This window comes from Paenibacillus xanthanilyticus, assembly GCF_042682185.1.
Taxonomy (GTDB): Bacteria; Bacillota; Bacilli; order Paenibacillales; family Paenibacillaceae; genus Paenibacillus_Z; species Paenibacillus_Z xanthanilyticus.
The window spans coordinates 2,220,001-2,243,320 of the sequence record NZ_JBHUHA010000002.1; the positions used below are offsets into that span (position 1 = coordinate 2,220,001).

40 protein-coding genes (1 of these 40 cut by a window edge) are annotated in these 23,320 nt (G+C 51.1%); 1 reads left to right on the top strand and 39 read right to left on the bottom strand.

Annotated features, from left to right (window positions below; all coding sequences use genetic code 11):
- A protein-coding gene (locus ACFSKT_RS27280) for a KinB-signaling pathway activation protein (RefSeq protein ID WP_377716946.1) crosses the window boundary here: on the bottom strand, window positions 1-348 show its 5' portion. Its footprint begins 282 nt before the window's first position; only the first 348 of its 630 coding nucleotides appear in the window; the start codon lies at window positions 346-348; its stop codon lies beyond the left edge, outside the window.
- A 227-nt stretch (window positions 349-575) separates the two neighbouring features.
- Here ACFSKT_RS27280 and gerD point away from each other — a divergent pair, with 227 nt between their 5' ends.
- Window positions 576-1,301, top strand: a complete 726-nt coding sequence (gene gerD / locus ACFSKT_RS27285; protein WP_377716944.1) for a spore germination lipoprotein GerD — start codon at window positions 576-578, stop codon at window positions 1,299-1,301.
- Between the two features lie 117 nt (window positions 1,302-1,418).
- On the opposite strand, the gene ACFSKT_RS27290 is transcribed toward gerD, so the two are convergent.
- The 38 genes from ACFSKT_RS27290 to tuf form a co-directional block, all read right to left on the bottom strand.
- A complete protein-coding gene (locus ACFSKT_RS27290) occupies window positions 1,419-2,516 on the bottom strand; it encodes an Mrp/NBP35 family ATP-binding protein (RefSeq protein ID WP_377716942.1) in 1,098 nt (365 codons plus the stop codon).
- A 107-nt stretch (window positions 2,517-2,623) separates the two neighbouring features.
- Window positions 2,624-3,406 (bottom strand): N-acetylmuramoyl-L-alanine amidase CwlD, encoded by a 783-nt coding sequence (gene cwlD, locus ACFSKT_RS27295; RefSeq protein WP_377716940.1) that lies wholly within the window; start codon window positions 3,404-3,406, stop codon window positions 2,624-2,626.
- A gap of 231 nt (window positions 3,407-3,637) precedes the next feature.
- The gene (locus tag ACFSKT_RS27300) at window positions 3,638-4,330 is read right to left on the bottom strand and encodes a phosphoadenylyl-sulfate reductase (RefSeq protein ID WP_377716938.1); all 693 of its coding nucleotides are present in this window, start codon (window positions 4,328-4,330) and stop codon (window positions 3,638-3,640) included.
- 150 nt (window positions 4,331-4,480) lie between these two features.
- Complete coding sequence (gene rpsI, locus ACFSKT_RS27305) at window positions 4,481-4,873, bottom strand: 30S ribosomal protein S9 (protein ID WP_377716936.1); 393 nt, start codon at window positions 4,871-4,873, stop codon at window positions 4,481-4,483.
- A 19-nt stretch (window positions 4,874-4,892) separates the two neighbouring features.
- A complete protein-coding gene (gene rplM / locus ACFSKT_RS27310; protein ID WP_148933649.1) occupies window positions 4,893-5,330 on the bottom strand; it encodes a 50S ribosomal protein L13 in 438 nt (145 codons plus the stop codon).
- Between the two features lie 200 nt (window positions 5,331-5,530).
- Window positions 5,531-6,271, bottom strand: a complete 741-nt coding sequence (truA, locus tag ACFSKT_RS27315) for a tRNA pseudouridine(38-40) synthase TruA (RefSeq protein WP_377716933.1) — start codon at window positions 6,269-6,271, stop codon at window positions 5,531-5,533.
- A 78-nt stretch (window positions 6,272-6,349) separates the two neighbouring features.
- Entirely contained in the window at window positions 6,350-6,715 is a 366-nt protein-coding gene (rplQ, locus tag ACFSKT_RS27320; protein WP_148933647.1) for a 50S ribosomal protein L17, read from the bottom strand.
- A gap of 82 nt (window positions 6,716-6,797) precedes the next feature.
- Window positions 6,798-7,742: a DNA-directed RNA polymerase subunit alpha gene (locus ACFSKT_RS27325; protein ID WP_148933646.1), complete on the bottom strand. Its 945-nt coding sequence runs from the start codon at window positions 7,740-7,742 to the stop codon at window positions 6,798-6,800.
- Between the two features lie 125 nt (window positions 7,743-7,867).
- Window positions 7,868-8,263, bottom strand: coding sequence for a 30S ribosomal protein S11 (gene rpsK / locus ACFSKT_RS27330; RefSeq protein WP_148933645.1), 396 nt, complete (start codon window positions 8,261-8,263; stop codon window positions 7,868-7,870).
- An 18-nt stretch (window positions 8,264-8,281) separates the two neighbouring features.
- The gene (gene rpsM, locus ACFSKT_RS27335) at window positions 8,282-8,650 is read right to left on the bottom strand and encodes a 30S ribosomal protein S13 (protein WP_377499831.1); all 369 of its coding nucleotides are present in this window, start codon (window positions 8,648-8,650) and stop codon (window positions 8,282-8,284) included.
- 17 nt (window positions 8,651-8,667) lie between these two features.
- A complete protein-coding gene (gene rpmJ, locus ACFSKT_RS27340) occupies window positions 8,668-8,781 on the bottom strand; it encodes a 50S ribosomal protein L36 (protein ID WP_003333770.1) in 114 nt (37 codons plus the stop codon).
- 48 nt (window positions 8,782-8,829) lie between these two features.
- Window positions 8,830-9,045 carry a translation initiation factor IF-1 gene (infA, locus tag ACFSKT_RS27345; protein ID WP_006037922.1) on the bottom strand — a complete coding sequence of 72 codons (216 nt, stop codon included), beginning with the start codon at window positions 9,043-9,045 and terminating at the stop codon, window positions 8,830-8,832.
- Between the two features lie 2 nt (window positions 9,046-9,047).
- A complete protein-coding gene (locus ACFSKT_RS27350; protein WP_377716929.1) occupies window positions 9,048-9,338 on the bottom strand; it encodes a hypothetical protein in 291 nt (96 codons plus the stop codon).
- Window positions 9,335-10,096, bottom strand: coding sequence for a type I methionyl aminopeptidase (gene map / locus ACFSKT_RS27355; RefSeq protein WP_377716927.1), 762 nt, complete (start codon window positions 10,094-10,096; stop codon window positions 9,335-9,337). Before map ends, ACFSKT_RS27350 begins: the two co-directional genes overlap by 4 nt.
- Window positions 10,093-10,746, bottom strand: coding sequence for an adenylate kinase (locus tag ACFSKT_RS27360; protein WP_377716925.1), 654 nt, complete (start codon window positions 10,744-10,746; stop codon window positions 10,093-10,095). Before ACFSKT_RS27360 ends, map begins: the two co-directional genes overlap by 4 nt.
- Before the next feature lie 90 nt (window positions 10,747-10,836).
- The gene (gene secY, locus ACFSKT_RS27365; protein ID WP_377716923.1) at window positions 10,837-12,141 is read right to left on the bottom strand and encodes a preprotein translocase subunit SecY; all 1,305 of its coding nucleotides are present in this window, start codon (window positions 12,139-12,141) and stop codon (window positions 10,837-10,839) included.
- Complete coding sequence (gene rplO / locus ACFSKT_RS27370; protein ID WP_148933639.1) at window positions 12,142-12,582, bottom strand: 50S ribosomal protein L15; 441 nt, start codon at window positions 12,580-12,582, stop codon at window positions 12,142-12,144. It abuts the gene before it with no gap.
- Between the two features lie 132 nt (window positions 12,583-12,714).
- A complete protein-coding gene (gene rpmD / locus ACFSKT_RS27375; protein ID WP_377716921.1) occupies window positions 12,715-12,900 on the bottom strand; it encodes a 50S ribosomal protein L30 in 186 nt (61 codons plus the stop codon).
- A 13-nt stretch (window positions 12,901-12,913) separates the two neighbouring features.
- A complete protein-coding gene (gene rpsE, locus ACFSKT_RS27380; RefSeq protein ID WP_377716919.1) occupies window positions 12,914-13,411 on the bottom strand; it encodes a 30S ribosomal protein S5 in 498 nt (165 codons plus the stop codon).
- Between the two features lie 31 nt (window positions 13,412-13,442).
- Window positions 13,443-13,808 (bottom strand): 50S ribosomal protein L18, encoded by a 366-nt coding sequence (gene rplR, locus ACFSKT_RS27385; RefSeq protein WP_377716917.1) that lies wholly within the window; start codon window positions 13,806-13,808, stop codon window positions 13,443-13,445.
- A gap of 66 nt (window positions 13,809-13,874) precedes the next feature.
- Entirely contained in the window at window positions 13,875-14,417 is a 543-nt protein-coding gene (gene rplF, locus ACFSKT_RS27390) for a 50S ribosomal protein L6 (protein ID WP_377716915.1), read from the bottom strand.
- Window positions 14,418-14,447: 30 nt separating this feature from the next.
- A complete protein-coding gene (gene rpsH, locus ACFSKT_RS27395; protein WP_148933634.1) occupies window positions 14,448-14,846 on the bottom strand; it encodes a 30S ribosomal protein S8 in 399 nt (132 codons plus the stop codon).
- Window positions 14,847-14,876: 30 nt separating this feature from the next.
- Window positions 14,877-15,062, bottom strand: coding sequence for a type Z 30S ribosomal protein S14 (locus tag ACFSKT_RS27400; protein ID WP_013312154.1), 186 nt, complete (start codon window positions 15,060-15,062; stop codon window positions 14,877-14,879).
- A gap of 22 nt (window positions 15,063-15,084) precedes the next feature.
- Window positions 15,085-15,627 (bottom strand): 50S ribosomal protein L5, encoded by a 543-nt coding sequence (gene rplE / locus ACFSKT_RS27405; protein WP_377499851.1) that lies wholly within the window; start codon window positions 15,625-15,627, stop codon window positions 15,085-15,087.
- A gap of 33 nt (window positions 15,628-15,660) precedes the next feature.
- Entirely contained in the window at window positions 15,661-16,014 is a 354-nt protein-coding gene (gene rplX, locus ACFSKT_RS27410) for a 50S ribosomal protein L24 (protein ID WP_222871048.1), read from the bottom strand.
- A gap of 48 nt (window positions 16,015-16,062) precedes the next feature.
- Window positions 16,063-16,431 carry a 50S ribosomal protein L14 gene (rplN, locus tag ACFSKT_RS27415; RefSeq protein ID WP_090583243.1) on the bottom strand — a complete coding sequence of 123 codons (369 nt, stop codon included), beginning with the start codon at window positions 16,429-16,431 and terminating at the stop codon, window positions 16,063-16,065.
- A gap of 42 nt (window positions 16,432-16,473) precedes the next feature.
- Window positions 16,474-16,737, bottom strand: coding sequence for a 30S ribosomal protein S17 (rpsQ, locus tag ACFSKT_RS27420; protein ID WP_377716911.1), 264 nt, complete (start codon window positions 16,735-16,737; stop codon window positions 16,474-16,476).
- A gap of 52 nt (window positions 16,738-16,789) precedes the next feature.
- Entirely contained in the window at window positions 16,790-16,990 is a 201-nt protein-coding gene (gene rpmC / locus ACFSKT_RS27425) for a 50S ribosomal protein L29 (RefSeq protein WP_148933631.1), read from the bottom strand.
- Complete coding sequence (gene rplP, locus ACFSKT_RS27430; RefSeq protein WP_148933630.1) at window positions 16,980-17,414, bottom strand: 50S ribosomal protein L16; 435 nt, start codon at window positions 17,412-17,414, stop codon at window positions 16,980-16,982. The genes rpmC and rplP overlap by 11 nt, the downstream gene beginning before the upstream one ends.
- Before the next feature lie 3 nt (window positions 17,415-17,417).
- The gene (gene rpsC / locus ACFSKT_RS27435; RefSeq protein ID WP_148933629.1) at window positions 17,418-18,086 is read right to left on the bottom strand and encodes a 30S ribosomal protein S3; all 669 of its coding nucleotides are present in this window, start codon (window positions 18,084-18,086) and stop codon (window positions 17,418-17,420) included.
- Window positions 18,087-18,099: 13 nt separating this feature from the next.
- Window positions 18,100-18,435 carry a 50S ribosomal protein L22 gene (rplV, locus tag ACFSKT_RS27440; protein ID WP_377499857.1) on the bottom strand — a complete coding sequence of 112 codons (336 nt, stop codon included), beginning with the start codon at window positions 18,433-18,435 and terminating at the stop codon, window positions 18,100-18,102.
- A 47-nt stretch (window positions 18,436-18,482) separates the two neighbouring features.
- The gene (rpsS, locus tag ACFSKT_RS27445; RefSeq protein WP_148933627.1) at window positions 18,483-18,764 is read right to left on the bottom strand and encodes a 30S ribosomal protein S19; all 282 of its coding nucleotides are present in this window, start codon (window positions 18,762-18,764) and stop codon (window positions 18,483-18,485) included.
- Between the two features lie 64 nt (window positions 18,765-18,828).
- Window positions 18,829-19,659, bottom strand: coding sequence for a 50S ribosomal protein L2 (gene rplB / locus ACFSKT_RS27450; RefSeq protein WP_148933626.1), 831 nt, complete (start codon window positions 19,657-19,659; stop codon window positions 18,829-18,831).
- 70 nt (window positions 19,660-19,729) lie between these two features.
- Window positions 19,730-20,020: a 50S ribosomal protein L23 gene (gene rplW, locus ACFSKT_RS27455; RefSeq protein WP_148933625.1), complete on the bottom strand. Its 291-nt coding sequence runs from the start codon at window positions 20,018-20,020 to the stop codon at window positions 19,730-19,732.
- Window positions 20,020-20,643: a 50S ribosomal protein L4 gene (gene rplD, locus ACFSKT_RS27460; protein ID WP_377716906.1), complete on the bottom strand. Its 624-nt coding sequence runs from the start codon at window positions 20,641-20,643 to the stop codon at window positions 20,020-20,022. Before rplD ends, rplW begins: the two co-directional genes overlap by 1 nt.
- Window positions 20,644-20,670: 27 nt before the next feature.
- Window positions 20,671-21,294, bottom strand: a complete 624-nt coding sequence (gene rplC / locus ACFSKT_RS27465; RefSeq protein ID WP_377716904.1) for a 50S ribosomal protein L3 — start codon at window positions 21,292-21,294, stop codon at window positions 20,671-20,673.
- A gap of 37 nt (window positions 21,295-21,331) precedes the next feature.
- Window positions 21,332-21,640, bottom strand: a complete 309-nt coding sequence (gene rpsJ / locus ACFSKT_RS27470) for a 30S ribosomal protein S10 (RefSeq protein WP_005544556.1) — start codon at window positions 21,638-21,640, stop codon at window positions 21,332-21,334.
- Between the two features lie 407 nt (window positions 21,641-22,047).
- The gene (gene tuf, locus ACFSKT_RS27475; protein ID WP_183604331.1) at window positions 22,048-23,238 is read right to left on the bottom strand and encodes an elongation factor Tu; all 1,191 of its coding nucleotides are present in this window, start codon (window positions 23,236-23,238) and stop codon (window positions 22,048-22,050) included.
- Between the last annotated feature and the right edge of the window lie 82 nt (window positions 23,239-23,320).

Below are 23,320 nucleotides of genomic sequence, written 5' to 3' on the forward strand. Positions count from 1 at the left end.
GAACCAGTTGTTCTGATGGAGCTCGCTTGTGCCGTACAATTTATAGCCCAGTCCCCCCACTGCGAACAACGTGCAATATGCCTGCAGGGTATTCCACAGGTACTTCTTCCGCAGCATGCCAAGCGCCAAGTAGTTAATGGTCAGATACGCGAAAAATCCCAACTGGCTAAAGACGCCGAACAGCAAGCCCGCCAGTGCCATGTTTAACATGTTAAAGCCGGTTGATTTCATATCCATGAACCCGAAGTCATGGTCAAACATCTGCATGATCGAGCCGACCACGACCGTTATGCCCGCTCCGATCAAGGTGGTGCTCCACAGCAAAAACCACATTTTGCGCAGTGTCACTTTCTGTCACTCCTATACGAAAATTCGTCCTATGTCCCAAAGACTGATACGGATCAACCGCCCTGACGTTGCCATTGTTTCGCCTATACGGGATGAAGATGCACGTACGCTTTATTTTACCATGTTCGCTTTAAAAAGCTACGCCGCGAGTATGATATTCCGTCGAACAATGTCGCATAATAAGCCCATCCATCCTTACCCCTACGCAGAAGGGAGACGCTTGTTGAATGCGCAAACGAATAGTTTGGCTCACGCTGTGCGTGATGACGACGCTCATGTTAGCCGCCTGCGGTTCTGAGCCGCAAAGCTCGGCCAGCGACTCGATGAGCTATAAGGACATGAAGTCGATGGTCATTGATATCTTAAAAACGGAAGACGCCCAAAAGGCACTGCAGGAATCCGCCGTCAACACGACGGGCAATAATGGACTTACCTCAAAGCTGTTGACTGTGCAGGACCAGGAGAACGTCCGGCTTGCCGTAAAAGAGACGCTGGTCTCGCCTGACTATTACAAAGTCATCGAACAGCTCATGACCGACCCGCGATTCGCCGGCGAATTCGCCAAAGCGGTGAACAAGCAAAACAAACAGCTTCACAAAGATTTAATTAAAGATCCTTCTTACCAGGCAGATTTAATTAAAGTGCTGAAAAATCCCGAGATGGAGAAGATGATCCTCGAAGTGATGAACAGCACGCAGTATCGCAAGCAAATTACCACGATCATGCAGGAATCGATGCAAAGCCCGATTTATCGGTTAGAAATCCTTGATTTGTTGAAGAAGGCGGTACAAGAAGAACTGAAAGTGAAGCCGAATGAGAAGTTGGAGAAAGCTGGAGGCGGCGGCGAAGAAGAGAAAGCGGCCGAAGAAGGCGGAGGCGAAGAGGAAGGCGGAGGCGGCGAATCCGGCGAGTCCGAAGGGATGGGCGAATCGGGGGAAGGCGGATCCTCGTAAAGAAAAAGCCCGCGCTAACATAGATGATGAACATGCGGTTTGTCATCTATGCCAGCTGCGGGCCTTCTTTATGTAACTATGAGAGTATGTTCTGCGATGAGCGCGCCGTTAGGCTGCCTACGCTTCGCATTTCGCGATTACGCGGTCCGCGACTTCCAAATACAGCTGCCCTGTCGTGGTGTCTTCTTTGTAGACGGAGGGCGAAAAATCAGATTCTGACACGTGGTTATCCGGCGCGCCGAGCGGGATTTGAGCCATTAATTCGGCATTCAGCGATTCGGCCAGACGCGCCCCGCCGCCTTTGCCGAAGACGTATTCATGCTCACCGCTCTTCGTAATGTAATAGCTCATGTTCTCCACGACGCCGATGATTTCGTGCTCTGTCTTAATGGCCATTGCGCCTGCGCGTGCCGCAACGAACGCTGCCGTCGCATGAGGCGTCGTCACGATGATTTCTTTGCTCTGTGGAATCATCTGATGCACATCCAGCGCAACGTCTCCCGTACCTGGCGGCAAGTCGAGCAGAATGTAGTCGACCTCTCCCCATTCGATCTCAGCAAAGAAATTACGCAGCATTTTGCCCAGCATCGGTCCTCGCCATACAATTGGCGCGTTGTCTTCCACGAAAAAGCCCATCGACATGACTTTGACGCCGAACTTCTCGATCGGAATGACGCGTTCGTTCACGACCGCCGGCCGTTCTTCGATGCCCATCATGTCCGGCACGCTGAATCCGTAAATGTCCGCATCGATAATGCCCACCCGTTTGCCTCGACGCGCAAGCGCTACAGCCAAATTAACCGTGACGGTTGATTTGCCTACGCCGCCCTTGCCGCTGGCCACCGCAATGAAATGTACGCCGCTGCGCTCGTTCAGCAGCTTGTGCGATTCCATGCCTGCCGCATGCCCGCGAACCGGCTCCGTCTGTCCAGGTGCGCTTGACGCAGCGCTAGCGCCTCCAGAGGAGGCGGTCGAGCTCCCTTCTGCCGTATCCCCACCCTTGAACCGGAAATGAACGGATGCCGCTCCCAGCTCTTTCAAGGCGGCTTGCAGACTCGCCTCCAGCGTCTGTCGGGTTTCTTCGCTTGCACCGAGTACCGTAAGCTGAACGTTATTTTCTTTCACGACTACATCCCGAATCCCGATCGGCGCGCCGCCAGTCGCATTGGCTGCCACCTGCTCGGCTGTTCGCATAATATCCTCACGTGTCAACATGTTTGCATTCGTCTCCTCTTCCGGCTGATGCGCTCGTGCTGCTGGTTATGATTTATGTACGTAAGGTTATTATACCATAGTTTAAAGGGCTTCCAAGAGCACGGGCATTAAGCCCCTGGCTTGGCCGGAGCCGCCGAGCCCCATTTCTCCCCCGCGCTATAACGAAGGATTCCTTGGTAGATCGACGCGGCTACTTTCTTCTGGTAATCGGCATCCGCCAACAGCGCGGCTTCTCCCGGGTTGGATAAAAATCCGACTTCAATGAGCGCGGTCGGAATGGAATCCATCGCCTTCAGCAAATAAATGTCGTTCTTCTTGGCCGCAAGCCGCTGGGTATTCTCTAGATTCCGCCGGATCTCGTCCTGAATTAGCGCCGCAAGCCTTTCGTTCTCGGGCAGATTGGGGTAATAGAACGTCTGCGCCCCCGACCACTTCGGCGACGGAATGCTATTCATATGAATGGTCACGAACAAATCCGCCCCCTGCTCCTTGACGAATTGAGCGCGTCTCACGAGGTCTTCCGTCTTCCGTCTGCTTATCTTCTTTGTGTCCTCGCCCGCCAAGTCATGATCGTCTTCGCGCGTCATGTGGACGATCGCCCCCGCCTGCTGCAAATAATCCCGTAGCTGCAGCGAAATCGCGAGGTTCAGGTCCTTCTCAATGTCGCCTTGTTTGCTAACCGCTCCGCCATCCACGCCACCGTGACCCGCATCGAGCACGATCGTTTTTCCCGATAACGGCATCGTCCAATACGTCCATGTGCGCGTCGAAGGTACATCTTGGGATAGCAAAATGACGGTAAGCAGCACCGCGACCATGCCAAGCCCTACCCGTACCGCGCCCCGGTAAGTTATCCACACCACAAACCGGTTCCGTATCCCGCGCTTCATAACAAAACCACCCCGATCCCAAGCAATAAGAAGTTCCGGCTATGCAGCCTTGTACTCCTTATCACTATATGGGACGAGGTGGTCAGTTATACCTTATACATTAGCAGGCTGTACGTACATGCCTTCAATGAGAATTGTGGTTATTTCCGTCCAAGAGAATTCCGGTGGCGGACATACGCCGTCCAGTACGCCGCCGTGAGGCAAAATGCTGCTCATGCATTCGTCGCGCTCTTATTTGTGCAGGCCGCATTCCGTTTTCTCTTGACCTGACCAACGTCCTGCACGAGGATCTTCACCCGGCATTACCTGACGCGTGCAATATTCGCAACCGATGCTTGGGTAGTTGTTGTCATGCAGCGGATTGTATATTACGTTGTTCTCCCGGATGTAATTCCATACGTCATCGTTCGTCCAGCTCGCAAGCGGATTGAATTTAATAAGGCCGAATTTCGTGTCGTATTCGACCTTCTTCGCGTTCGCGCGCGTAGGCGCCTGATCGCGGCGAATACCTGTAATCCATGCTTCGTATTTCGAAAGAATTCTTGTCAGCGGTTCTACTTTACGAATGTTGCAGCAAGCCGTCGCATCCGATTTCCACAACTCCGGACCATGCAGCTCCGCTTGTTCTTCCGGCGTAATCGCTGGTTTGACTTCCACGAATTTCAACCCGTACCGCTCGATCATTTTGTCGCGCGTCTCGTAGGTTTCTTTGAAATGAAAATCCGTATCCAAATAGAAGATATCCGTCTTCGGGCTGATCTTCTGCAACATATCAACAAGTACGACATCTTCCGCGCCAAAGCTGCACGCGAATGTGATATTCGGGAACGTCTCTACTGCATATTGCAAGATCGCCTGGGGGGACGCATTTTCCAGCTCTTCGGCTTTCTGCTTTACGAGCGCTTCCTTTTCGAAAAGGTTCATCGCTTGTACCTCCATTATTTGAATTCCAAGTAAGTTGATCAATTATTGCTTTGATTATACGTCCAATCGCTCTATTGTTCAATGCTTATATCCGCCAATATATGAAAAAGGCCCACTCCTGTTACAGAGTAGGCCTTGTCCAAATAAATATTAACGTTTTGAGAACTGAGGAGCACGACGAGCTGCTTTGAGGCCGTACTTCTTACGTTCTTTCATACGTGGGTCACGAGTCAGGAAGCCTGCGCGCTTCAGGGAACCGCGGAACTCAGGGTCTGCTTTAAGCAGAGCACGGGAGATACCGTGGCGAATTGCGCCAGCTTGACCGGAAATGCCGCCGCCGTGTGCAATTACGATTACATCGTATTTGCTTGCTGTTTCAGTCAGCGCGAGCGGTTGCTTAACGATCAGTTTGAGTGTTTCGAGACCAAAGTATTCGTTCAGGTCACGCTTATTGATTACGATGCGTCCTTCACCCGGCACAAGGCGTACACGTGCCACGGAGTGTTTACGACGACCGGTTCCATAGTATTGTACTTGAGCCATGAAACTGTCCTCCCTCTAATTAGCCGCGAAGTTCGTAAACTTCCGGGTTTTGTGCTTGATGCGGGTGTTCCGAACCTGCGTAAACTTTGAGCTTCAGCTTCATTTTGTCGCCGAGGCGGTTCTTAGGAAGCATGCCGTGGATCGCGAACTCAAGAACGCGTTCTGGGTGCTTATTAAGCATATCCGCAGCGGATGTTACTCTCAAACCGCCTGGATACATGGAGTGACGGTAGTACATTTTGTTTTGCAGCTTCTTGCCCGTCAGGACAACTTTCTCTGCATTGATTACGATGACGAAATCGCCAGTGTCAACGTGCGGCGTGAATTGCGGCTTGTGTTTACCGCGAATCAGGCTTGCAGCCTCGCTTGCCAGACGGCCAAGCGTTTTGCCTTCTGCATCGATGACGTACCATTTGCGTTCTACTTCATTCGGCTTAGCCATAAAGGTGGTGCGCATGGATGATCCTCCTTGTTCATATCACAATTCATTCTCATGTATCGTAGAAACGTGAACGTCTCGACGTTTATTAGCTATTGGTTAGGTCTTACAGGCGGCGATCTAAGTCGGGGCTGTGGGAGAGCCACTTAGAAAGCACAAGTTATATTCTACTATAACCAGGCTGCATGTGCAAGCAAAATTCACCGATATTAAAGCAACTATTCCGGGTATTCCACATGCCACAACATAAGGCCATGCGCCATGGCCGTCGGACCTGCTTTCGTCCGGTCGCAAGCCGCTAATATAGCGGGAATATCGCTTGCCGACATTTTCCCTTCCCCGATCCAGATCGCCGTACCTGCAATGATCCGCACCATGTTATACAGAAAACCATTACCGGTGACAAATAGGTCAAGCCCGTCTTGATTCTGTACGATGGACGCCTCGTAGATCGTACGAACGTGACTGAGCTGCGTCGATTGCGGTGATGCGAACGACGTAAAGTCATGCTCGCCTACAAGCGCGGCAAGTCCCTCTCGCATAGCCGCCACGTCCAGAGGGGCATGATGATGAAACCGGTAATGGCGCGTGAACACATTCGGAAATTTGTTTGTATCGATAGCATACCGGTATGTCTTACGCTTGGCAGAAAACCGCGCATGGAAATCTTCCGGCACTTCTTCCGCGCATTGGATCACGATATCATCCGGCAGCCTGGCATTCAATGCAATCGCCCAACGGTCGATCGGGATTCGCGATTCCGTGTGAAAATTGAATACTTGCGCCCTTGCATGGACGCCAGCATCCGTTCTCCCGGATCCATGAATCCGGATCTCCTCGCCCGTCAACATGCGGATTCCGGCTTCCAGTTGGTCTTGAATCGTATTTCCGCTCGGCTGCGTTTGAAAGCCATGATACTGCGTTCCGTCATAGGCTACGGTCATTCTGACGTTTTTCATCCTGCCCCTCCTTTCCGATTCATCGGCTTACCGCGTTGGCAACAAAAAAAGGTGGCCGCAAGGTCCACCCTTTCTCATTTACGCACGATCCACCAGTTCCAAATATACCATAGGCGCAGCGTCGCCACGGCGTGGTCCCAGCTTCAGAATCCGCGTGTATCCGCCCGCACGTTCCGAGTAACGGGTGGCCAGTTCGGAGAACAGCTTTTGGATTGCGTCTTGCTCACCGTTGATCGACTCGCGACGAACGAAAGCTGCTACTTGACGACGAGCGTGAAGATCGCCACGCTTTGCCAGCGTGATCAGTTTCTCCGCGATTGGACGAAGTTCTTTTGCTTTCGCTTCCGTCGTTTGGATGCGCTCATACAGGAACAAGTCGGTGACGAGGTCGCGGAACAGTGCTTTACGCGAACTAGCGTCACGGCTCAACTTAGAATATGCCATCGATTTTCCCCTCCTTCTAAAGATTTGCACGCGCAAATCTCACATCGCAGGCTGAACGCCCGCGTTCTAGTCATACGTGGTGCTATTCTTCCATGCGAAGGCCAAGACCGAGTTCTTCGAGCTTCTCTTGAACTTCCTCGAGCGACTTGCGACCAAGGTTACGTACCTTCATCATGTCCTCTTCGGTTTTCGTGATGAGCTCTTGAACGGTATTGATGCCCGCGCGTTTCAAACAGTTGTACGAACGGACCGAAAGATCCAGTTCCTCGATCGTCATCTCGAGGACTTTCTCTTTCTTGTCTTCTTCCTTCTCCACCATGATTTCGGCGTCTTTCGCCTCGTCGGTCAGACCAACGAACAGGTCGAGATGTTCGGTAAGAATTTTCGCCCCGAGGCTAACAGCCTCTTCCGGCCGAATGCTGCCGTCGGTCCATACTTCAAGCGTAAGCTTGTCGTAGTTGGTCACTTGACCAACACGGGTATTTTCGACGCTGTAGTTCACGCGCGTAATCGGTGTATAGATCGAGTCGATCGGAATGACACCGATCGGTTGATCTTCCCGCTTGTTGCGGACCGATTGTACGTACCCACGTCCTCTATTGGCGAAAACCCGCGCATGGAGCCGAGCACCGGAGGCCAAGGTTGCGATATGAAGATCAGGGTTCAAGATCTCGACATCACTGTCGGCCCGAATATCCCCCGCCGTTACGTTACCTTCGCCTTCAGCGTCAATCTCCAGAACCTTCTCCTCATCAGAGTGGATCTTGAGCGATAGACTCTTCAGGTTGAGAATGATTTCAGTAACGTCCTCAAACACACCAGGAACCGTCGAGAATTCATGCAGTACACCGTCGATTTGAACCGAGGTGACAGCTGCACCAGGCAGCGACGACAACAGGATTCGGCGCAGCGAGTTCCCGAGCGTCGTGCCGTATCCGCGCTCCAGCGGTTCGACAACGAAACGTCCGTACGTGCCATCCTCGCTCAGCTCTACGGTTTCGATTTTCGGCTTTTCGATCTCAATCACTTATATACCCTCCTTCAAAACGTCGCTCCGTTACCATGGTCGCTTTGTCGTAAATCATGTAGTATGGCAAACCTTCACAACCATTATTCACAAGTTGCAGGAATTTGATACCACATGAAAGCAGACTATACGCGACGACGTTTCGGCGGACGGCATCCGTTATGCGGAACTGGCGTGACGTCTTTAATGAGGTTAACTTCGAGACCTGCTGCTTGAAGCGAACGGATTGCTGCTTCACGGCCAGCGCCCGGACCTTTAACCATGACTTCTACCGCTTTCATGCCATGCTCCATTGCCGCTTTCGCTGCGGATTCAGCAGCCATTTGGGCCGCGAATGGCGTGCTCTTACGGGAACCTTTGAAACCAAGGTTGCCGGAGCTTGCCCAGGAGATCGCATTACCGTGCGGATCCGTGATCGTGACGATCGTATTGTTGAACGTCGAACGGATGTGCGCGACGCCCGACTCAATATTTTTGCGGTCGCGACGTTTGGTACGAACCACTTTTTTCGGTTTTGCCATTTCAGTTATCCCCCCTTATTACTTCTTCTTGTTCGCTACAGTCCGGCGAGGACCTTTACGCGTACGAGCATTGGTTTTCGTGCGTTGACCACGAACAGGCAGGCCACGGCGATGGCGAACGCCACGGTAGCAGCCGATCTCGATCAAACGTTTGATGTTCAGGGAAATTTCGCGACGCAGGTCGCCTTCCACTTTAACGGACTTGTCGATCGTTTCGCGAAGTTTGCTTACTTCGTCTTCCGTCAGATCGCGAACGCGCGTGCTCTCGTTGATTCCTGTTTCGCTCAGGATCCGTTGAGCAGTCGTGTTGCCGATACCGAAGATATACGTCAAAGCGATGACTACGCGTTTGTCACGCGGTAAGTCTACACCAGCAATACGTGCCATGTACAGTTATCCCTCCCTTATCCTTGTTTTTGTTTATGTTTCGGATTTTCACAAATCACCATAACATTGCCTTTGCGACGAATGACTTTGCATTTTTCGCAGATTGGCTTGACCGATGGTCTAACCTTCATTGTGATTACCTCCCGAGTTCTTCGTCAGAAGACCCGCTCTTAGAAGGTCTACTTCCGATAGGTAATTCGTCCTCTGGACAAATCGTATGGCGACAGCTGAATAACAACCTTATCTCCGGTCAAAATGCGGATGAAGTGCATTCTGAGCTTGCCCGATACATGGGCGAGAATTTGGTGTCCGTTCTCCAGCTCCACCTTAAACATAGCGTTGGGTAGCGGCTCGACGACCGTACCTTCGACTTCGATCACGTCTTCCTTGGCCACAGTCATTCTCCTTTCCCTTGCGCATACTTCTGAATTGCGTAACGCAGCTTGGCGTTGGTCACACGACCGGTTTCCCGCATACTGTCCGCAACTTCCACGCTGACGACCGGCTGCATCAGAAGATGCATCACGTTCTTCTTTTTCGGCCCATCAAAGCGCCGCTTTGCGCCATCGGCAACAAGAACGAACCGTTCATCGACGATACCGACGATGACGGCATAACCGCCTTCGTCTTTCCCGCTTGTCACCTTGACGATCCGGCCAATCTCTGGCACGTGTTCAGTTCCACTCACTCTGCTTGCTCCCGCCCTAGCGTCAAAATTTCGCAGCCATCCGCCGTAACAGCTACTGTATGCTCGAAATGCGCACACCAAGAACCATCCTGCGTAACAACTGTCCAATTATCTTCCAAGGTTCGTACGTACCGTTCGCCAATGTTGACCATCGGCTCGATCGCCAACACCATGCCTGGCTTCAGGCGCGGGCCGCGATCCGGCGTACCGTAGTTCGGAATTTGCGGCTCCTCATGGAGGCTTGCGCCAATGCCATGACCGACATACTCGCGAACGACCGAGAAACCAGCAGATTCAATGACGTTCTGAATCGCGTGCGAAACCGTAAACAGCCGGACATCCGGCTTGACAAGCTCGAGTCCTGCATAAAGCGACCGTTCCGTCACTTCCAGCAAGCGCCGATTCTCTTCACTAATATCGCCGACCCCGTAAGTCCAGGCGGAATCGCCGTGGTAGCCTTCGTACTGCGCGCCGATATCAATGCTGATGATGTCGCCATCGTTTAGCTTGCGCGGTCCAGGAATGCCGTGAACCAGCTCTTCATTAACAGAAGCGCAAATACTTCCAGGGAATTGATTGTAACCTTTGAAAGAAGGCGTTGCGCCTTGGCTGCGAATGTACGCTTCCGCGATCCCATCGAGCTCCAGCGTCGTAATGCCCGGCCGAATCGCTTGTTTCAGCAAACGATGCGTATCCGCGACAATACGTCCAGCTTCCCTCATATAACGCAATTCCGCATCGGACTTGCAAATGATCATTCGGCAGATCCTCGCAAGCAGCTTACGATTTCTGCAGTAACATCATCGATTTCTTTCTCGCCGTCTACTTCGCGAAGCGTTCCTTTGCCCGAGTAGTAGTCGAGCAGCGGTGCCGTCTTCGAGATGTATTCGTCAAGACGCGTTCCAACTTTGGCTTCCGTATCGTCTGACCGCTGATACAGCTCGCCGCCGCATTTATCGCATACGCCTTCTTGTTTCGGCGGGTTGAACATTACGTGGTAAGTTGCGCCACAGGATTTGCAAATGCGACGACCGGTCAGACGCGCAAGCAGCAGACCGCGATCAACTTTCAAGTTCACGACATGGTCAATGCTGCGCCCCATCTCGGCCAGCATTCCGTCCAGCGCTTCCGCTTGTTGCAGCGTACGAGGGAATCCGTCGAGCAAAAAGCCGTTGTTGCAGTCTTCCACCAGAAGACGGTCGCGAACGATGCCGTTCGTTATCTCGTCTGGCACGAGCAAGCCCTGATCAACAAACTCTTTTGCTTTTTGGCCAAGCGGTGTTCCTTGTTTCATTGCCAAGCGAAAAGCATCACCGGTCGAAATATGCGGTACGTTAAACGTATCGACGATCCGCTCGGCCTGCGTGCCTTTACCTGCGCCCGGAGGACCCATGAATAAGATGTTCATTAGCGCCTTCCTCGCTTTACGCCAATAGGCCGCAGAAGGGTTCCGACACAACGACGAAGCGCGCGCGGAAGCCCGAATCCGAACCTATCGTTATTTATTGATAAACCCTTTGTAGTGGCGTTTGATCAATTGAGTCTCGATCTGCTTCATCGTGTCGAGCGCGACGCCGATGACGATCAAGAGCGAAGTGCCGCCCAGCTGAATCGACTGGTCAAGACCCGCGATTTTGCCGAAAACAACCGGCGTAATCGAGATAATGGCCAGGAAGATAGCGCCGCTAAGCGTAATCCGGGACATTACGCGGGTAATGTAAGAGGAGGTTGGTTTGCCTGGACGAATGCCCGGGATATAACCGCCATTCTTCTTCATTTGATCCGCCATTTGAACCGGATTGATCTGCACGAAGGTGTAGAAGAACGTAAAACCGATAATCAGTATGATGTAAAGCACCATACCAAGCGGTTTGTCGTACATCATGTGATTGATGATCCAGTCAGCCCAAGACTGTGTCGACCAAAACTGCGCAATCGTAACCGGGAACATGAGAAGCGATACCGCGAAAATGACCGGGATAACGCCTGCTCCGTTTACTTTGAGCGGAATGTGAGTCGATTGACCACCGTACATTTTGCGGCCTACCACGCGCTTCGCATACTGGACCGGAATCTTGCGGATACCTTGTTGAACGAAGATAACGCAGACGATCATCACGACGACCGCGATGACAATCAGGACAAGTTTCAGGATACCCCAGAACAGCTGGTCGCTAGGCAGGTCGGCGATTTGGGTCTGGTAGAGCGTACGGATGTGTCCTGGGATCGCAGCCACGATACCGGCAAAGATGAGGATCGAGATCCCGTTGCCAATGCCGCGCTCCGTAATTTGCTCGCCAAGCCACATAAGAAAAGCCGTGCCCGCCGTCAGGATGATCGCAATGGTCAGATAATCCGTGAACGTCGCACCTGGGATCATTTCTAAACCGTATCGACGGTTAAAGCCAACTGCCGTACCGAAGCCTTGAATCAGACCGAGTACAACAGTGCCATAACGCGTAATTTGCGCAAGCTTGCGTTTTCCGTTTTCTCCTTCTTTCGCCCATTCGGCGAATTTCGGGATGACGTCCATCGACAGCAGCTGTACGATGATCGACGCCGTGATGTACGGCATGATTCCAATCGCGAAGATCGAGAATTGGAAGAGCGCGCCGCCGGAAAACGTATTGAGCAGTCCGAAGAGATCCGTACCGCTGTTACCTGATTCTTTGAATACATCCGTGTTGACGCCCGGAACCGGTATGAAAGAACCGATACGGTAAATCAACAGGATAAACAAAGTGAACAGGATCCGGCTACGGAGATCTTCAACTTTCCAAATGTTGGACACGGTCTTGAACAATTAGATCACCTCGGTTTTACCGCCGGCAGCCTGGATTTTCTCTACCGCAGATTGAGAGAACTTGTTTGCTTTCACCGTAAGCTGTACAGTGATCTCGCCGTTACCCAAAACTTTGATTCCGCTCTGTGGGTTTTTAACGATACCTTGCTCCAGAAGCAGTTCAGGCGTTACTTCCGTTCCTGCTGCGAAGCTGTTCAGCTCTTCGATGTTCACAATCGCATACTCTTTACGGAATGGGTTGTTGAATCCGCGTTTAGGCAAACGACGGTACAACGGGTTTTGACCACCCTCGAATCCTGGACGGACACCGCCACCGGAACGAGCGTTTTGACCTTTATGGCCTTTACCTGCTGTTTTACCGTTGCCGCTACCGATACCGCGACCTTTACGGAAGCCTTCTTTACGCGAACCTTCCGCTGGTTTCAGCTCATGCAATTTCATCGTACGTTGCACCTCCTTCATTTTTACGCCGCAATCTGCCTTAAGGCGTGGGACGCCTTCGGTACAGCTGCATTGTTAGTGCGCTGCTCTCCCATAAAAAAGCATCGCTTCAAGCATCGCTGACGCGATTAATTATGCTTGTACTTCTTCTACTTTAACCAAGTGGCTTACATGGTTCACCATGCCGCGAATGGCCGGGCTGTCATCATGGACAACCGATTGATGAAGCTTGCGAAGGCCAAGCGTGTTGACCGTTGCGCGTTGCTTCTCGTTACGGCCGATCAGGCTGCGAACGAGGGTGATTTGCAGTTTTGCCATCGTATTCCCCTCCTTAACCCCGAAGCTCTTGTACAGTTTTTCCACGCAGTTTAGCAACATCTTCTGCACGCTTGAGGCGGGACAGACCTTCCAGTGTTGCGTTTACCATGTTCATGGAGTTGGAAGAGCCAAGCGATTTCGTAAGAATATCGCCTACACCTGCAAGCTCGAGAACAGCACGAACAGGACCACCCGCAATCACACCGGTACCTTCAGATGCCGGTTTGAGAAGCACGCGTCCTGCGCCGAAATGTCCGAGCACTTGGTGAGGAATCGTGGTGTTAACAAGCGGGATCTGGATCAGGTTTTTCTTCGCATCTTCGATGCCTTTGCGGATCGCTTCAGGAACCTCGCCGGCTTTACCGATGCCTGCGCCGACAGTACCTTTACCGTCGCCGACTACTACAAGCGCGCTGAAGCTGAAACGGCGTCCGCCTTTTACAACTTTCGCTACGCGGTTGATTTGAACTACTTTTTCAGTAAGTTCTAACGCATTCGGATCTATACGCAAGTCGTCTTACCTCCTTAATAAGAAATGTGAATCAGAATTGAAGACCGTTTTCGCGAGCTGCATCAGCGAGCGCTTGGATACGGCCATGGTACAGGTATCCTCCGCGGTCGAATACAACGTGCTCTACGCCTTTAGCTTTCGCACGGTTCGCGATCAGTTCGCCGATTTTGCGAGCTGCTTCCACGTTGCCGCCGTTGCCGATTTCCGTGATCTCTTTGTCGAGCGTCGATGCTGCTGCAATCGTTACGCCTGCCACATCGTCGATCAATTGAGCGTAGATGTGCTTGGAGGAACGGAATACGGACAGACGAGGACGTGCAGCCGTACCGCTGATTTTCTTACGAACACGCAGGTGACGTTTCAAACGAGCTTTGTTTTTATCGCCTTTAGTGATCATTCGAAGACACTCCTTTCTTGTATGGATTATGAAGCTATCCGGTCAAGCGCCCAAAGGGAACGCTTCTTATTTCTTCTTACCAGCTTTACCTTCTTTACGAAGGATGCGCTCGCCTTCATACTTGATACCTTTGCCTTTATACGGCTCTGGTTCGCGTACGGAACGGATTTTTGCAGCCGTTGCGCCAACGAGCTCTTTGTCGATACCTTTAACGATGATTTTCGTGTTCGAAGGAACTTCGAACTCGATTCCGCTTTCCGGCGTGATTTCTACCGGATGGGAGTAACCAACGTTCAGTACGATTTTGTCACCGGACTTACTAGCACGGTAACCAACGCCTACGAGTTCAAGGTTCTTGGAGAAACCATCAGTTACACCAGTCACCATGTTCGCGATTACGCTGCGCGTCGTACCGTGAAGGGAACGATGCAATTTATTGTCGGAAGGACGAACGATGTTGATCACGCTCTCTTCAACAACCACGCTCATGTCTTTGTGGATGTTACGGCTAAGCGTACCTTTCGGTCCTTTAACTGTAATAACGCTGTTGTCCAAGTCGATGTTAACGCCACCTGGTACTTGGATCGGTTTGCGGCCAATACGAGACATTTGTTACACCTCCAATCGTTGTGCAGTCAATTACCAAACGTAGCAGAGAACTTCGCCGCCGGATTTCACTTGGCGAGCTTCTTTGTCGGTCATAACGCCTTGGGACGTAGAAATGATAGCTACTCCCAAACCGCCAAGGACACGAGGAACTTCGTTGCTTTTCGTGTAAACACGCAGGCCCGGTTTGCTGATACGCTTCAGCCCCGTGATTACGCGTTCTTGGTTAGCGCCGTATTTCAGGAAAATACGGATAATCCCTTGCTTGTTATCTTCGATATACTCGGCATCGCGGATAAAGCCCTCGCGCTTCAAGATCTCGGCGATTTGCTTCTTTACTTTCGAAGCCGGCATTTCCACAGTTTCGTGACGGACAACGTTCGCGTTACGAATGCGTGTCAGCATATCTGCGATTGGATCAGACATAACCATTGATTGTACCTCCTTCCCGTACTAGGCTGATTACCAGCTTGCTTTTTTAACGCCAGGGATCTGGCCTTTGTATGCTAATTCACGGAAACAAATCCGGCAAATTTTAAACTTTTGCAAAACGGAATGTGGACGGCCGCAACGCTCGCAGCGCGTGTAAGCACGCACTTTGAATTTAGGGGTACGTTGCTGCTTCACTTTCATCGAAGTTTTTGCCACTTGGTATTACACCTCCTGTGGATTACTTCGCAAACGGCATGCCCAATTGGGTCAGCAGCTCACGAGCTTCTTCGTCCGTTTTTGCCGTCGTGACGATGACGACGTCCATACCGCGTACTTTGTCAACCTTATCGTACTCGATCTCTGGGAAGATCAATTGTTCTTTAAGGCCAAGCGTGTAGTTGCCGCGACCGTCGAACGCTTTCGTCGATACGCCGCGGAAGTCGCGAACGCGTGGAAGCGAAACGTTGAAAAGTTTATCGAGGAAGTAGTACATGCGCTCGCCGCGCAGCGTTACTTTAACCCCGATTGGCATGTTTTCGCGAAGCTTAAAGCCTGCGATCGATTTTTTAGCACGCGTGATGACCGGTTTTTGACCGGAGATCAGACGAAGGTCTTCAACTGCTACGTCAAGTACTTTGGAGTTCGAAACGGCCTCACCAACACCCATGTTGATAACGACTTTCTCAATCTTCGGCACTTGCATAACCGTTGTATAGTTGAACTTCTGCATGAGAGCAGGAGTGATGTCGTTCAGGTAACGCTCTTTCATTCTGATTGCCATCTTAAAGTGGTCCTCCTTTCTTTAAGCGATCAATTAGTCGATGATCTCGCCGGAAGCTTTCGCTACGCGGACTTTTTTGCCGTTCTCGAGCACTTTGTAACCGATACGGGTTACTTTGCCGCTCTTTGGATCAACGTGCATAACGTTCGATACGTGGATCGGTGCTTCTTGCTCGATAATGCCGCCTTGCGGATTCGCTTGGGACGGACGCGAGTGCTTCTTCACCAGATTAACGCCTTCAACGAGTACACGGTTCTCACGTGGATAAGCTGCGATGACGCGGCCTTTTTTGCCTTTGTCTTTACCCGTGATGACGATAACGGTATCGTCTTTTTTCACGTGCAGTTTATTGTTGTGGGATTCCAACACTTTTTTCAAACGTGGCATGAGTTACACCTCCTGCATGCTTGCCTTCAGCAAGCTTAATTCGTGCTATTAGATAACTTCCGGAGCAAGGGATACGATTTTCATGAAGTCGCGATCGCGAAGCTCGCGGGCAACTGGTCCGAAAATACGAGTACCACGTGGGCTCTTATCTTCTTTAACGATTACGGCTGCATTCTCGTCGAACGCAATGTACGAACCGTCTTTACGACGTACTGCACGCTTCGTACGAACGATAACCGCCTTAACTACGTCGCCCTTTTTGACAACGCCGCCTGGTGTTGCTTGTTTGACGGAGCAAACGATCAGATCACCGATATGGCCAACACGACGTCCCGTACCACCCAGTACACGGATACACATCAGTTCCTTCGCACCGGAGTTGTCAGCGACGGCCAAACGCGTAAATGGTTGAATCATTTTAACGTCCTCCTTTCGGGAAAATGCTTACGATCAAGCATCTTAAAGAATTACTGCTTCTTCAACGATTTCGACCAGGCGGAACCGTTTGTCTTTCGAAAGCGGACGAGTTTCCATGATTTTCACCGTGTCACCAATTTTAGCTTGGTTATTCTCGTCATGCGCTTTGAATTTCTTCGTGTACTTAATGCGTTTATGGTACAGATCGTGCTTTTTGTATGTTTCAACAGCAACTACGATCGTTTTGTCCATTTTGTCACTAACTACTTTACCGACCTGAACTTTGCGGGCATTACGTTCGCTCATGTTCTTCCTCCTTCCTTAGGCGGTCACGCTATTATCACTTGAGAATCGGCCCTTAGCTGGTGATTCCAAGTTCTCTTTCACGCAGAACGGTTTTAGCACGAGCAATTTCCTTACGTACGGCGCTGATGCGCTGCGGGTTGTCCAGTTGACCGGTGGCCAATTGAAAACGAAGGTTGAAGAGCTCTTCTTTAAAACCAGCGACTTTTTGTTCGATCTCAGCAGAGGTCAGGTTGCGAAATTCACTAGCTTTCATTTGCTTCACCACCCACTTCTTCGCGTTTCACGAACTTCGTTTTTACCGGCAGTTTGTGAGCAGCAAGACGCATTGCTTCACGTGCGATTTCCTCGGAAACGCCAGCAAGTTCGAACATGATCTTGCCTGGTTTTACGACGGAAACCCACTTCTCCACGTTACCTTTACCGCTACCCATCCGCACTTCGAGAGGCTTTTGAGTGATTGGTTTGTGTGGGAAGATTTTGATCCAAACTTTACCGCCACGACGGATGTAACGTGTCATCGCGATACGAGCGGATTCGATTTGACGGTTCGTGATCCAGCCTGGTTCCATAGCTTGCAGGCCGTATTCGCCGAAGGCTACTTCAGTGCCGCCTTTAGCGCGACCTCTCATGTTACCGCGTTGTTGTTTACGGTGTTTGACGCGTTTTGGTACCAACATGGTTTAGTTGCCTCCTTCCTGGGGAGCTGCTGCTTTCTTCTTCGACGGAAGGATTTCACCGCGATAGATCCATACTTTTACGCCAATGCGGCCGTAAGTCGTATGCGCTTCTGCTGTGCCGTAGTCGATATCTGCGCGCAGCGTATGAAGCGGTACTGTACCTTCGCTGTAACCTTCCGTACGTGCGATCTCCGCACCGCCCAGACGACCGCTGACCGATGTTTTGATCCCTTTTGCACCCGAGCGAATTGTCCGTTGAATCGATTGTTTCATCGCGCGACGGAACGAAATACGACGCTCAAGTTGTTGTGCAATGCTTTCAGCTACGAGAATCGCATCGAGTTCCGGATGTTTGATCTCGGAAATGTTGATGTGAATCTTTTTGCCTTTGGAGATTTTAGCAAGTTCCGTACGAAGATTTTCAACCTCGGAACCGCCTTTACCGATTACCATACCCGGTTTCGCAGTATGAATCGTTACGTTAACGCGGTTAGCTGCACGCTCGATTTCAAAGCGGGATACAGCTGCGTCTTTCAGTTTGTTCTTCAGGTACTCACGGATTTTTACGTCTTCCATGAGCAGATCGCCGAAGTCCTTGCCTGCGTACCATTTGGATTCCCAGTCACGGATAACACCGATACGAAGACCGACGGGATTTACCTTTTGACCCACACGTTTTCCCTCCTTATTTTTCGGATACCACTAGTGTAATGTGGCTAGTTCTTTTGTTGATCCGGCTAGCACGACCCATAGCGCGCGGACGGAAACGTTTCATCGTAGGACCTTGGTTAACGAACACTTGCTCGACAACCAATTTGTTCGCGTCCAGCTGGTGGTTGTGCTCAGCGTTAGCGATTGCGGAGTTCAGCAGCTTCTCAACGATTGGGGAAGCAGCTTTCGGCGTGTGACGCAGAATTGCGATCGCTTCGCCTACTTTCTTGCCGCGAATCAAGTCAACAACGAGTTGGGCTTTGCGCGGTGCAATGCGAACGTTGTTAGCATGCGCTTTAGCTTGTGACATGGTAGGACCTCCTCTCGTTCATCAAAACTTAAGTAGAGGGCTGCCGATTAACGACGGCCCGTTTTCTTGTCGTCGTTGCCGTGGCCTTTGTACGAACGCGTTGGCGCGAACTCACCGAGTTTGTGGCCAACCATATCTTCCGTCACATAAACCGGCACGTGTTTACGGCCATCATAAACCGCGAACGTGTGTCCGATGAATTGCGGGAAAATCGTCGAACGACGGGACCAAGTCTTCACAACAACTTTCTTGTTTGTTTCGTTGAGAACCTCAACTTTTTTGAGCAGGTAGCCGTCGATAAACGGACCTTTCTTCAAACTGCGACCCATGGTTTGTCCTCCCTTCAAGAGACGATTGCGTAACCTGCGTCACGCGGCAGCTTCAAAGCAATGATTACTTCGTGCGACGACGAATAATGTATTGGCTCGATGCTTTTTTCTTCTTGCGCGTTTTGTAGCCGAGAGTCGGTTTGCCCCAAGGCGACATAGGCGATTTGCGTCCGATAGGAGCACGGCCTTCACCACCACCGTGTGGGTGATCGTTCGGGTTCATGACGACGCCGCGAACTTCAGGACGTTTGCCCAACCAACGGGAACGGCCGGCTTTACCGATTTTCACGAGCTCGTGATCTTCGTTGCCAACAGAACCGATTGTTGCGCGGCACTTCTTCAGAATGCGACGAACTTCGCCGGAGGAAAGACGGATCGATACGTACTCGGATTCTTTACCAAGAAGCTGAGCTTCCGTACCCGCTGCGCGTACCAGCTGACCACCTTTGCCAGGTTTCAGTTCGATGTTGTGGATTACCGTACCAACCGGAATGTTTTCCAGTGGGAGCGTGTTGCCGATTTTGATGTCAGCGCCTACGCCGGATACGATTTGATCGCCAACTTTCAAACCTTTAGGAGCGATGATGTAGCGCTTCTCGCCATCCACATAGTGGATCAGCGCGATGTTGGACGTACGGTTCGGATCGTATTCGATCGTCGCGACGTTACCTACGATACCGTCCTTGTTACGTTTGAAGTCGATAATCCGATATTTACGTTTGTGGCCGCCACCATGATGGCGAACCGTAATTTTGCCTTGGTTATTGCGACCTGCTTTTTTGAAAAGCGGCGCAAGAAGCGATTTCTCCGGTGTGCTTGTCGTGATCTCTTCGAACGTCGAGACGGACATTGCACGGCGGGCCGGGGAAGTCGGTTTATACTTCTTAACTGGCACTTCGATTCCCTCCTTACCGTTGTCTTAAGGGACCAGGCGGCCGATGCGCTAACGCGCTCCGCCTAATTCCTTATACCGATTCAAAAAACTCAAGCTCGTTGCTGTCCGCGGACAGTTGAACGATCGCTTTTTTCCATTCGGATGTATATCCGCTGTGGCGGCCATAACGCTTCGGTTTAGCCGGCATACGCAGCGTGTTAACGCTCGAGACTTTTACTTTGAAGATTTGTTGAACGGCTTCTTTGATTTCCGTTTTGTTCGCACGGATATCCACTTCGAAGACGTAACGCTTATTCGCCATAAAGTCGCTTGTTTGCTCCGTAATAATCGGGCGCTTGATAATATCGCGTGGATCCTTCATTACGCAAGCACCTCCTGTACTTTCGCTACAGCCTCTTTAGTGATGATGAGCTTATCGTGAACCAGTACGTCCAGAACATTAATGCCGTCAGCTGCTACAAACTTAACACCCGGGATGTTGCGTGCGGACAATGCTACGTTATCTTCGTAGTTAGCCGTTACAACAAGCGCCTTGCGTGCAACTTTCAGGTTGTTCAGGATGGCTGCGAATTCTTTCGTCTTCGGCGAAGCCAGCGTAAGTTGATCCAAAACGATGATGTCGTTCGCAATCACTTTGGAAGAGAGAGCGGATTTAATCGCCAGACGGCGAACTTTCTTAGGAAGCTTGAAGCCGTAAGTACGTGGCACCGGGCCAAATACAGTACCGCCGCCAACCCATTGCGGCGAACGAATGCTACCTTGACGTGCACGACCCGTACCTTTTTGTTTCCAAGGTTTACGGCCGCCGCCACGAACTTCGGAGCGCCCTTTCGTCTTATGTGTCCCTTGACGTTCAGCAGCTTGCTGAAGCAGAACCGCGCTGTGCAGAACGTGTACGTTCGGTTGAATTCCGAATACGCCTTCTGCCAGCTCGAGCTCGCCCACCTTAGAGCCGCTCACATTCAATACTTCTACTGTTGGCATTGCTAGTTCCTCCTTTCTTCAGAACGATTATTTCTTCACCGTGATTTTCACTTTAACCAAGCTGTTTTTCGCGCCTGGTACGGAACCTTTTACGAGCAGTACGTTACGCTCAGCGTCAACGCGTACAACTTGCAGGTTCTGAATTGTAACTGTTTCGTGACCCATGTGGCCTGGAAGATGTTTGCCTTTAGGAACGCGGTTCGCTTGAATCGAACCCATCGAACCCGGACCACGGTGGTAACGCGAGCCGTGCGCCATAGGACCGCGGCTTTGACCCCAACGTTTGATGTTACCTTGGAAGCCTTTACCTTTGGATACTGCCGTTACGTCAACAAATTCGCCCTCTGCGAACAGGTCAGCCTTGATCACTTGGCCAACTTCATACTCACCGAGATTAATTCCGCGAATTTCGCGAACGTAGCGCTTAGGAGCCGTACCAGCCTTTTTCGCATGGCCGATAGCCGGTTTTGTTGCATTCTTCTCTTTCTTATCGGAGAAGCCGAGTTGGATCGCTTCGTAGCCATCGTTCTCTTGGTCTTTCTTTTGCAGGACGACGTTCGGGCCAGCTTCGATTACCGTTACCGGGATTACGTTGCCTTCAGGCGTAAACACTTGCGTCATGCCGAGTTTTTTCCCTAAGATACCTTTCATGTTGACACCTCTTTTCTTATCCTGTTTCCGTTATGCTTTACAGCTTAATTTCGATATCTACACCGGATGGCAGATCGAGACGCATCAGTGCATCAACCGTTTGCGGCGTTGGGTTAACAATATCGATCAGACGCTTGTGTGTGCGCATTTCGAATTGTTCCCGAGAATCCTTGTACTTGTGTACCGCACGCAGAATGGTGATGATTTGCTTCTCAGTCGGAAGCGGAATCGGACCCGACACGCCTGCACCGGAACGTTTCGCAGTTTCCACAATTTTCTCTGCGGATTGATCAAGAATTCTGTGATCGTATGCTTTCAAGCGAATACGAATCTTTTGCTTTGCCATTGTAGTTCCCTCCTTCTATCGCCCAATTTAGTATCGGACATACTCCGTGAGAAAAACTCGACACGCTCCTCATGGCAAAGGAGCCGGGTGTGTCAACAACCTCTCACATCATCGCAACGTCACAGACCAACAGAAAATATTATATCTAATCTCTAGGGCAAATGCAACAAAAATGTTGGGCTGCCGTGTATTTTCTGACCTTTACGGGCTATGATGGTTTGTCGTCCTTTGCTGTCCTTAAAAAGGGGTAAGTTCTCCTTCTATTCTCATAGAAGAAACTCACATTTAACCATCATACCATTGTTGACCTCAACTGCGCTAGCTAAACGTCCCTTCCTTTGTTTTCCACATAAAAAGACCCTCACCGAAGTGAGGGCCTCCTCAATAGCAGCCTAAGCTGCTATTGCTTATTTTTGGATCGTTGCTACTGCGCCAGCGCCTACAGTACGGCCGCCTTCGCGGATTGCGAAGCGAGTACCTTCTTCGATCGCGATTGGCGAGATCATTTCTACCGTTACTGTGATGTTGTCGCCTGGCATAACCATCTCTGTGCCTTCTGGCAGGTTGATGATGCCCGTAACGTCAGTTGTACGGAAGTAGAACTGTGGACGGTAGCCTGTGAAGAAAGGCTTGTGACGGCCACCCTCTTCTTTTGTCAGAACGTAGATTTGAGCCGTGAAGTTCGTGTGTGGTTTAACGGAGTTTGGCTTAGCCAAAACTTGACCACGCTCGATGTCTTTACGGTCAACGCCACGAAGCAGTGCGCCGATGTTGTCGCCAGCTTGAGCGGAGTCAAGCAGTTTACGGAACATCTCAACGCCCGTACATACGGATTTACGAGTTTCTTCAGCCAGACCAACGATTTCTACCTCGTCGCCGACTTTAACCACACCACGCTCAACGCGGCCAGTTGCTACCGTACCACGGCCAGTGATCGTGAATACGTCCTCGACAGGCATAAGGAAAGGCTTGTCAACGTCACGCTCTGGAGTTGGGATGTACGTGTCAACTTGCTCGAACAGTTCAACGATTTTGTCAGCCCAAGGACCATCTGGGTTTTGCAGCGCTTCACGAGCTGCACCACGGATGATTGGCGTGTCGTCGCCTGGGAACTCATACTCGTTAAGAAGGTCGCGAACTTCCATCTCAACCAGCTCGAGGAGCTCTTCGTCTTCAACCATGTCGCATTTGTTCAGGAATACGACGATGTAAGGTACGCCTACTTGGCGGGAGAGCAGGATGTGCTCGCGCGTTTGTGGCATTGGACCGTCAGCTGCGGATACAACGAGGATCGCGCCGTCCATTTGTGCTGCGCCGGTGATCATGTTTTTAACATAGTCGGCGTGGCCTGGGCAGTCAACGTGAGCATAGTGACGGTTAGGCGTCTCGTACTCAACGTGTGCTGTGGAGATCGTGATACCGCGCTCGCGCTCTTCTGGCGCTTTGTCGATTTGGTCGAATGCGATTGCTGCACCGCCGTATTTCTTGGAAAGAACCGTCGTGATGGCAGCAGTCAGAGTTGTTTTACCATGGTCGACGTGACCGATAGTACCGATGTTAACGTGCGGTTTATTACGTTCAAATTTAGCCTTAGCCATTGAACTGTTTCCTCCTTAATAAAACGGAATTGTTTTATATGTTTAGCGGTCGGAGTCGGCTGCCGGTTAAGGTCAGTCCACC